The following is a 3,897-nucleotide window of genomic DNA, read 5'->3' as shown; positions in this document are numbered from 1 at the left end:
AATATCTCTTTTAGGAGCTCTTCTTGATTTATCAGGGATAATTCTATCTTTGGTCATAAGTTACTTTTTTCTCGAAAATTTGTGAAACAGAAAAGATGGATGATTATAGCACAATCTTTCCATATACAATTATGTTGAAAACGACTCATGTTTTTTGAAAACCAAATGAATCTTAACATTTGAAAAGCAAGCAGAAAAATTGGTAATTTGCGAGTTTTTACAGGATATTATCCTTACTCAGCAAATTAAAGTAAGAGAAATCCTTAATCCAAAAGAACTCATAAGAATTGCTGTAGTTATTAATGCAGATGACAAAGCAATTTCACAATGGAAGATTGTGGAGTAGAAGTCGTTTATTTCTCTACTCTCAAGCAGTTATTACGCAAAGCTCAGGCAGATAGATAATACATTGAAAAATAAACAAAGCTCTTACAACAATATTTTAACCTATTTTTTCATCACGACAGTAGTGCTGCCACAATCTCTGGTCTTGCATTTGCCTGAACCAGCATCTGTGTAGAGGCATTGGTCATAATGTTATTCTGAATATATCTTGACGACTCCTCGGCATAATCACTGTCACGTATCTGTGATCTGGAGAAACTCTGATTCTCATGAATATTATCCTGATTTCTCAAAGTTGAATCGAATCTGTTTGAAATAGCACCAAGTTCTGATCTTTTTGAATCGATATAATTTATGTAATCATCAACTCCTGCAATTACCTTTTCTGCATTTTCTCTTGAAGAGATATCAAAAGACTGATTCTCAGAATCATAACCACCATCAGTAAGTCCGCCTATATAGGCATGCAGAGCCGACATTGAAAAAGCAATATCCAGCTTAATATCAACGACACAGTTCGCCTGAGCGCCAACATGAATTCTAAGATTACCCTCCTGATTTATAAGTCCGTTATTGGTTCCATTTAGAATCTGAGCTCCGCCATAAGTTGTACTGTAGGCTATTCTGGTGATCTCCTTACAGATAGAGTTCACTTCCTGCTGCATGGAGTCACGATCCAGCTGAGTATAGGTTCCATTTGCACTCTGAAGAGCTAAGACACGAATTCGCTGAAGAATACTTAATTCCTCACATAATGCGCCTTCAGCTGTATTTATAAGAGCCTGACCGTCACTGGTATTTCTGTTGCCCTGTTTAAGACCGTTTATCTGAGAGGTCATACGGTTACTTACCTGCAGATTTGCAGGATCATCCGCAGCTGAATTGATACGTAAACCTGAAGCAAGTCTCTGGGTAACGTTATTATTGACACGATTTACATGATTGAGGTCTCTCTGTGCATTTATAGAGGAGGTATTAGTCTGAATATATAGTGCCATAGCTATTCTCTCAAGGTGATTATTATGAGAAAACCATAGCAATTTATATGCCAGATTAAATATAAAATAACGACAATAAAATACCTTGTAGATTAAACAGTTAAATCAGAAATTATAAGATGAAGCCAATGCTCAATACATGACTGGCAGCTATTCTGGGCAAAAATATAAGATAAATGGCAAATACTTGCCACCTGAAGAAAGATTAAATTATAGTTAGACCCAAATTATTAATATTAACTCTAACCTTCCAGATGACGAATCTTTTTTAAAACTTCTCCTGTAAAGGAAAGATACTCCTGAGAGCCCAGAGAAGTTCTGTCATAAAGCAGTACTGGGACTGCGGCAGAAGACGATTCAGATATTCTTGGATTATAGGTTATCTTGGTTTTAAACAGCATATCGCTGAATGAGTTTTCAAGTTCGGCGGAGATAGTTGAAGCTAGAGGCAGCAGCTTGTCATACATGGTTCTCAGGATACCAAGAATATTACAGTGGGTCAGACCGTTTTCCTTTAATTCATGAAACTTTTTGATAAGGCCCATCATGGAATCCACAGAAAAAATATCACAGGAGACAGGAATAATCAGATAATCGGAGGCACAGATTGCAATAATAGTGATCATATTTAATGTGGCCGGTGTATCCACCACAATAAAATCGTACTTGTCCTTAACCGGAGCCAGAGCATCAGCTAAAACTTCATGGGCATTCAGTCTTTCTCTTAAGGCGGCAGGTACTGCAATCAGATCATCACTGGCCAAAGACAGATCAAAGCCTCCCTTGGCATAAGGAACAATACAGTCTTCAATAGGAACCCCGTCCAGAACCGAAGAACTGATATTACTTTCTGAATCGAAGTATTCATAACCAAGAGCTACACTTGCAGAACGCTGAGGGTCAAAATCAACCAGCAGAACTTTTTTATTCACAGCCTTAAGACCACAGCAGAGGTTTACTGCTGTAGAGGTTTTTGCTGTTCCTCCCTTTGGATTGCAAAGTGTAATAATTACTCCCATTTTTCATCTCCTTACTACCCTATTGTAAGAGAAACTCAATGAATATCAAAAGGATCTTGTAATTTTTTAATGTTATTTTGAGATTCTGTGCATTATTTTTTTGCATCATTTTTTTACAGAGTATTTTTTCAGTAAATTTACAAAAATCTTAAAACGAATTGATTTAAAAGGATATTTTTGAAAATACAAAATTAAATACAATAAAGTGAATTTTTTTATTGTAATCAGCTCAGTTCTATCTATAATGCAGAAACATTGAACGTTAATTTTTTCTTCATTTTTTAAAGGTAATTGCACATGAAGAATTTTTCTAAGACTGTTGTAGGTTTGGCTTTTCTATCTGCAGCAACCGCTTCAAATGCTGACTATGACGTCAATGTCTGGAACTGGAGTGATTATATTGGTGAAACAACAGTTGCAGACTTTGAAAAAGCAACAGGTCTTAAGACTAACTATGCACTGTTTGACAGTAACGAGATGGTAGAGGCTCGTCTATTATCAGGTAAATCAGGCTTTGATGCTGTGATGATGACCAGCTACTATGTACCACGTCTGGCTAAGGCAGGAGCTTTACAGAAGATTGACAAGAGCAAGATTCCAAACTGGAAGAATCTCCGGAAACGACGGAGCCTGACCAACCACAGGCACCGACTGTCAGTGGACCAAAAGACCACTAAGCCTTTCGAAAACTAAAAGGCAACTTCCTTGCGACCGTCTCCCAGAATCGAGTACACTGACTGTGTAAGCGAATTCAAAATTATTCTGGGAGGTAATCTGATGGCAGACAAGTACGATTTTCCAAAGACACGCGCACAATTGAATCAATTAGTCGCAGATCTCAGCCAGCTGCAGACCAACATCCAACAAACCCACTGGTACATGCGGGGTGAGAACTTCTTTCGCCTGCACCCGCTGATGGATGATTATAGTGATCAATTAGCTGATCAATTGGATAACGTTGCCGAGCGACTGATCGCAATCAACGGTTCGCCGTTCGCAACCACTCACGAATTCATTGATAACACCGGCTTACCGGACGAAAAGGTTACCTGGGATCAATTAACCATGCGTGACTTCATGCAGCGGCTGGTTGATCAATTCAGGTATTTGCGTGATCAATATCAAAAGGGCATCGAGGTCACTGACGAGGAAAAAGATTTTCCAACTCAAGATATGCTGAATGGCTTTAAAGAAGACATTGATAAGAATATTTGGATGATTAACGCCTACCTCGGCAAAGGGCCTTACGACGAATAATCAATTATCGAAAAATAGACACTTGGGTTGAAATATTTTAATTTCAGCCCTATTTTTATGGCAGAGCATTATTGATATGTAAGGAGGAATTGACTTTGAATAACTCAGTTAAAATTGGTAAGAGCGAGGTTGTCAGCGGCCCCTTGGGTCTGGGGACCAACAAGGTCGGCGGCCATAATTTATTTGACGGCCTGAAAGATTCGGACGGCGAGGCAGTTGTTAAAGCGGCATTGAACGACGGCATTACGTTACTGGATACCGCATTTATGTATGGATTG

Annotated in this window: 4 protein-coding genes and 1 pseudogene; 3 read left to right on the top strand and 2 right to left on the bottom strand. The window is 38.5% G+C overall.

The window, feature by feature from the left end; translation table 11 throughout:
• Positions 1 to 458 precede the first annotated feature (458 nt).
• Positions 459 to 1,343 (bottom strand): flagellin, encoded by an 885-nt coding sequence (locus QZU45_RS11325; protein WP_295355358.1) that lies wholly within the window; start codon positions 1,341 to 1,343, stop codon positions 459 to 461.
• 242 nt (positions 1,344 to 1,585) lie between these two features.
• On the bottom strand, positions 1,586 to 2,362 hold the full coding sequence (locus tag QZU45_RS11320; protein ID WP_074840742.1) for a ParA family protein: 777 nt from the start codon (positions 2,360 to 2,362) through the stop codon (positions 1,586 to 1,588).
• 297 nt (positions 2,363 to 2,659) lie between these two features.
• On the opposite strand from QZU45_RS11320, the gene QZU45_RS11315 reads away from it, so the two are divergent.
• The 3 genes and pseudogenes from QZU45_RS11315 to QZU45_RS11305 all read left to right on the top strand — a co-directional run.
• On the top strand, positions 2,660 to 3,055 hold the full coding sequence (locus tag QZU45_RS11315; protein ID WP_295355355.1) for an extracellular solute-binding protein: 396 nt from the start codon (positions 2,660 to 2,662) through the stop codon (positions 3,053 to 3,055).
• 84 nt (positions 3,056 to 3,139) lie between these two features.
• Entirely contained in the window at positions 3,140 to 3,619 is a 480-nt protein-coding gene (locus tag QZU45_RS11310; RefSeq protein WP_013727001.1) for a DNA starvation/stationary phase protection protein, read from the top strand.
• Positions 3,620 to 3,714: 95 nt separating this feature from the next.
• Positions 3,715 to 3,897, top strand: a pseudogene (locus QZU45_RS11305) (hypothetical protein); the annotation flags it as partial.

The sequence above is a fragment of the uncultured Succinivibrio sp. genome (genome assembly GCF_902756765.1).
Taxonomy (GTDB): domain Bacteria; phylum Pseudomonadota; class Gammaproteobacteria; order Enterobacterales; family Succinivibrionaceae; genus Succinivibrio.
This window is presented reverse-complemented; position numbering and strand designations above follow the sequence as displayed.

Excerpts from the sequence above, each read along its gene's own strand:
- QZU45_RS11325 (WP_295355358.1), bottom strand. The coding sequence starts at position 1,343 with ATGGCACTATATATTCAGACTAATACCTCCTCTATAAATGCACAGAGA.
- QZU45_RS11320 (WP_074840742.1), bottom strand. The coding sequence starts at position 2,362 with ATGGGAGTAATTATTACACTTTGCAATCCAAAGGGAGGAACAGCAAAA.
- QZU45_RS11315 (WP_295355355.1), top strand. The coding sequence starts at position 2,660 with ATGAAGAATTTTTCTAAGACTGTTGTAGGTTTGGCTTTTCTATCTGCA.
- QZU45_RS11310 (WP_013727001.1), top strand. The coding sequence starts at position 3,140 with ATGGCAGACAAGTACGATTTTCCAAAGACACGCGCACAATTGAATCAA.